Origin of the sequence: Micromonospora sp. NPDC049089 (assembly GCF_040648775.1) — a bacterium.
Lineage (GTDB): Bacteria > Actinomycetota > Actinomycetes > Mycobacteriales > Micromonosporaceae > Micromonospora.
On sequence record NZ_JBEZEH010000327.1, the window covers coordinates 1 to 4,221 of the forward strand.

5 protein-coding genes are annotated in these 4,221 nt (G+C 73.3%); 2 read left to right on the forward strand and 3 right to left on the reverse strand.

Annotated features, from left to right (window positions below):
- Positions 1-17: 17 nt before the first annotated feature.
- From AB0B48_RS32035 to AB0B48_RS32045, 3 genes are all read right to left on the reverse strand, one after another.
- Complete coding sequence (locus AB0B48_RS32035) at positions 18-263, reverse strand: hypothetical protein (RefSeq protein WP_210818733.1); 246 nt, start codon at positions 261-263, stop codon at positions 18-20.
- Positions 264-323: 60 nt separating this feature from the next.
- Positions 324-1,304 (reverse strand): LysR family transcriptional regulator, encoded by a 981-nt coding sequence (locus tag AB0B48_RS32040; RefSeq protein WP_357208156.1) that lies wholly within the window; start codon positions 1,302-1,304, stop codon positions 324-326.
- Positions 1,305-1,387: 83 nt separating this feature from the next.
- On the reverse strand, positions 1,388-2,008 hold the full coding sequence (locus tag AB0B48_RS32045) for a hemerythrin domain-containing protein (protein WP_357208158.1): 621 nt from the start codon (positions 2,006-2,008) through the stop codon (positions 1,388-1,390).
- A 148-nt stretch (positions 2,009-2,156) separates the two neighbouring features.
- On the opposite strand from AB0B48_RS32045, the gene AB0B48_RS32050 reads away from it, so the two are divergent.
- Positions 2,157-3,485 (forward strand): M20/M25/M40 family metallo-hydrolase, encoded by a 1,329-nt coding sequence (locus AB0B48_RS32050; protein ID WP_357208160.1) that lies wholly within the window; start codon positions 2,157-2,159, stop codon positions 3,483-3,485.
- Between the two features lie 58 nt (positions 3,486-3,543).
- The gene (locus AB0B48_RS32055; protein ID WP_357208162.1) at positions 3,544-4,146 is read left to right on the forward strand and encodes a hypothetical protein; all 603 of its coding nucleotides are present in this window, start codon (positions 3,544-3,546) and stop codon (positions 4,144-4,146) included.
- Positions 4,147-4,221 lie beyond the last annotated feature (75 nt).

The following is a 4,221-nucleotide window of genomic DNA, read 5'->3' on the forward strand; positions in this document are numbered from 1 at the left end:
GGCACCGTCGCGGCGCGCTACTGGCCCTGGTCGGGCTCCAGACTGGCGATGGTCAGACCCGCCGCGTCGGCGGCGGCGTCCCGGTCGCCCCGGGTCTGGTCCTCCCGGGTGAGCAGATTCGCGTACTCGGTCACGTCGGCCGGGTCGGGCACCGTCGGCAGGCGGCGCAGGAACGCCTCCACCGCACGGGTGGCGGCGGTGTGCGCGGCAGCCGCCTGGCGCAGCAGTTCGCGGTCGTCGGCGGGCGGGTAGAGGTCGGTCATGTCCGCCAGATACCCGGCCCACGGCGGTTCGCACCGCCAGCGGCCCGGAATACCGGCAGCTCAGCCCGGCCGTACCCCGGTCGGGTGCCGGACGCCGAACCCCGGGTTGCGGGGCAGCCAGGCCAGGTACGCCGGGTGCGGCGCCAACGAGTCGACGTACGCCGCCTTCGCCGTTTCCAGCACGAGCTCCGCGCCCTGGGCGGCGGGGGAGTCCGGATGCCAGCCGAGCAGCAGCCGCCAGCGCAGCGGCGTCCCGGCGAGTTGACGGGTGACCAGACCACTCACCGGACGGAACGTCGCCTGGCACAGGGCCACCGCCACGCCGGCTTCCACCAGGTCGACGCAGCCGCGGATGTCGGTCTCGTACACCTTGCGGGGCGTGAAGCCGGCGCGGGCGCAGGCGGCGGCGAAGCAGTCGGCGAAGCAGCCGTCACCCGGCGCGGCGACCCACTGTTCGTGGCGCAGGTCGGCCAGGCGGACCTCCTCCTGCGCCGCGAGGGGATGGGTCTCCGGCAGCAGCACCAGCACCGGGTCGACGGCCACCTCCTGCCAGCTCAACCCGAACCCGGCCGACGGACTGGCGTCGCCGCACACGCCGGCCAGTGCGAAGTCCAGCCGACCGCCGGCCACCAACTGCGCCAACTCGTCCACCGACCAGGACGCGTACGTGGTGATCTGGGCGGGCGGCTGCTCGGCCGCCAAGCGGTGCACCAGCCGACCCAGGATCGGGCTGTTGACCCCGCCGAACCGGTAGCACGGCGGCGTGTCGCCTGCCCCGGCCAGCCGAGCGGCCTCGTCCTGCAACCCCTTCATCGCCGGCAGCAGCACCCGGGCGCGGGCCAGCACCAGCTCACCGAGCGCGGTGGGTCGAGCCCCGCGCCGATCCCGGTCGAACAGCGGGCCGCCCAGCGTCCGTTCGATGCGTTGAAGCTGGGCGGTGAGCGCCGGCTGGGCCAGGCCGAGCGCCGAGGCCGCCTTCGTCACACTTCCCGTCTCCGCGATCGCGCAGACCACCCGCAGGTGACGCAGCTCCAGGTTCATAGGGTGACGGTAGGACCAGGCGTCTGCTGGCGGAATAGCCTGAGCGGATCGGTGATAATGAATGCACTGCCGGTGGTCGTCGGTCAGCGGTCGCGCGGCGGCTCCGGCAGGTCCGCCAGGTCCGCCAGGTACGTCGGTCGCCGGGTCACCGCGTCGAGGACCTTGTCCACGACCCCGACCGCCGGCTCCACGATCCGGTTCCACGGAGGGGTGGCCGGCGTGCCCGGGTGCGGTCGGGTCGGCGCGGCCTCCTCGGCGATCTCCAACCGGTTGCCCAGCCGGATCAGCTCCTCCTCGGTCGCGACGGCGCGCAGCTCGGTGACCAGCGCGCCCACGCCCTCCACGTGCCGGCGGACCCGCTCGGCGACCTCGGTCAGCGCCTCCTCCGTCAGCCCCTTCAGGGCGCTCAGCAGGGCCGCGTCGGCGCTGATCTCCGCATCGACCCGCTCGGTGGCCGCCGGCAGCGCCGCGCGGACCGCCGGCAGCAGGTACTGCTCCTCGGCGGACAGGTGCCGCGACAGCGCGGCGGTGAGCACCGCCAACCCCTCCTGCGGTGTGGTGTCCGGGCCGGAGAGCTGGTCCAGCAGCGCCAGCAGTTGCCGGTGCTCCCCGTCGACGATGTCGGCGATGCTACGACCGGCGGGTCGGTAGCCCTCCTCGGGTGCGGGCGCGGGCGGCAGCGGCGGCAGGGGAACAGCGGACATGGTGCCCTCCTCGACTGGCGGGCGGAAGCTCCGGCAGGGACGTTCGGTCGTGGGCGGCGGTACCCGAACGCGGCCGACGCGAAACCGACCCGTCGATGCGTCCACCCGCGCCGGCCTGTCGAGCGGCCCGGGCTGGTATGAAGAGGCGATGACGAGCGACGCCGCCTCCGCCCTGCCCGACCCCACCGCAGAGGTCGTGGACCTCTGCCGCGACCTGCTGCGCATCGACACCACGAACACCGGTGACAACGACACCAGCGCCGGCGAGCGCCGCGCGGCCGAGTACGTGGCGGAGAAGCTCGCCGAGGTGGGCGTGGAGTCCGTCCTGCACGAGTCCATGCCGGGCCGGGCGAACGTGGTGGCCCGCATCCCGGGCACCGACCCGAGCCGGGGCGCGCTGCTGGTGCACGGCCACCTGGACGTGGTGCCCGCCGACGCCGACGAGTGGTCGGTGGGCCCGTTCTCCGGCGAGCTGCGCGACGGCTACCTCTGGGGCCGGGGCGCCATCGACATGAAGGACTTCGACGCGATGGTGCTCGCCGTGGTGCGCCACTGGCAGCGCACCGGCGTACGCCCGCCGCGCGACATCGTGCTGGCCTACACCGCCGACGAGGAGGCCGGCGGCGAGTACGGCGCGCACTTCCTGGTGGACAACCACCGGGGCCTCTTCGACGGCTGCACCGAGGCGATCGGCGAGGTCGGCGGCTTCTCCTACTCGGTCAACGACAGCCAGCGGCTCTACCTCATCGAGACCGCCGAGAAGGGCATCGACTGGCTGCGGCTGCACGCCAAGGGCCGCCCCGGGCACGGCTCGATGATGCACGACGACAACGCGGTCACCGCGCTCGCCGAGGCGGTCGCCCGGATCGGCCGGCACCGCTTCCCGGTGGTCGTCACCGACACCGTGCGAGCCTTCCTCACCGAGGTCTCCGACCTGCTCGGCATCGAGCTGGACCCGGACGACCCGGAGACGGCCATCGCCAAGCTCGGCCCCATCGCCAACATCATCGGTGCGACCATCCGCAACACCGCCAACCCGACCCGGTTGAGCGCCGGATACAAGGACAACGTCATCCCCGGCCGGGCCACCGCCACCATCGACTGCCGCAGCCTCCCCGGCCAGTCCGAGCTGCTGGAGCGGCAACTGCGCGAGCTGGTCGGCCCGGACATCGCGATCGAGTACATCCAGCGGCAGCCGGCGCTGGAGACCACCTTCGACGGTGACCTGGTCGAGGCCATGTCGGCGGCCCTGCGCGCGGAGGACCCGGGGGCGCGGCCCGTCCCGTACATGCTCTCCGGGGGCACCGACGCCAAGGCGTTCTCGCAGCTCGGCATCCGCTGCTTCGGGTTCGCGCCGCTCCAACTGCCCGCCGACCTGAACTTCTCCGCGTTGTTCCACGGCATCGACGAGCGCGTTCCGGTCGACGGACTACAGTTCGGCGTGCGGGTTCTCGACCGGTTCCTCCGCACCTGCTAGTCGTGTCCGGCGGTGTCCGCCGGCGCGCAACCTCCCCATCGTGAAGGGACTGCCCCACATGACCGACCAGCATGGTGAGCTGGACGCCGCTCTCGAGCGGGTGATCGAAGCGGCCCGCCACCACCTGGCCGCCGTACGCGCCGCGCAGGGCCGCGTCGACGACGACGACGTCTGGCAGGCGTACGTGGCGTTGAACAACGCCTCCTTCGCGTACGACGAGCGACTGCTCGACGCCTTCGGCGAGGTGACGCCCTGGGATGTCGACTCGATCGACCCGGACGAGGCGGACGAGCGTTTCGGCGGCGGCGAGGGTGCCGAGGCCAGCGACCCGCACCCCCGCGTGATCTCGGTGCGTCAGCGTCGCGACTACCGGGTGCCGAGCGTCGCCGCGCTGCTGCGGGTGGCCGAGGCGGCCCGCCGCGAGGGCACCCCGGAGGACGACGAGCCGGCGCCGGTGGAGGGCGTCGGCGAGGCCGTGCTGGAGCTGCTGCAGAGTGGTGACGGCTCGCTCGGCGCGTTGGACGTCCCCGAGTTGGAGCCACTCGACGGGGTGGTCATGGTCAGCGAGGTGGGCACCCCGGTCGACCTGGAGTCGTTTGACGACGACGACGCGGTCGGCCCGTTCCAGCCGGCTGCCGACGCGCCGCGCCTCCGGGCGTAGTCGTTTCTGTTCCGCGTTGGGTGACCGTCGACGTCCGCCCACCGGCTCGGCGGCGCCGCCCGGCTCGGCTACGTC